Below are 501 nucleotides of genomic sequence, written 5' to 3' on the forward strand. Positions count from 1 at the left end.
AACAAACCACTGAGGCCAACTGACAAGTGATTTTTAGGAAAATTGTTCACAGAGTTCGGGGTGGGTTTTTCTAATAGCATCAATGGTTTTCAGGAGCGGGCTTCCTGATTTCTCGAGGGCGTTTAGGTAGCGTTTTTCATCGTAGGCTTCACGGCATTGCCAACACCGAAAGAGGATCCGCTGCCACTTGTAAGCAAGGCTTCGTAGAATCGATTGATGGCGGTGCCCCTTCTCTTTCTGACGCTGATAGTAGGCCTTCGCCCATAGGGATTTCATTACAGTTTGGGCCGCCCATTCAACGAAAGTCTGACGCCAGAACTTGTTGCAACCGTAGCGACGGTGGACGAAGTGCATCTTGCCGCTTTGTTTGGTGAGTGGGGCGACGCCGCTCAGCTGTTGCAGGGAGGCGGCACTGGTGAAAACGCTGCGATCGGAGCCAAAGAAGGCGAGCAGCCGGGAGGCGAAGACTTCCCCCGCCCCGGGCAAGGAGGTGAAGATGGG

At 54.1% G+C, this 501-nt stretch carries 1 protein-coding gene; it reads right to left on the reverse strand.

Annotated elements, in window-relative coordinates; all coding sequences use genetic code 11:
• Positions 1-33: 33 nt before the first annotated feature.
• Positions 34-501 (reverse strand): transposase (locus tag IE099_RS20700; RefSeq protein WP_189574788.1); only part of this gene is annotated, 468 nt, incomplete at its 5' end.

This window comes from Roseibacillus persicicus, from assembly GCF_014651675.1.
GTDB classification, from domain to species: domain Bacteria; phylum Verrucomicrobiota; class Verrucomicrobiia; order Verrucomicrobiales; family Akkermansiaceae; genus Roseibacillus; species Roseibacillus persicicus.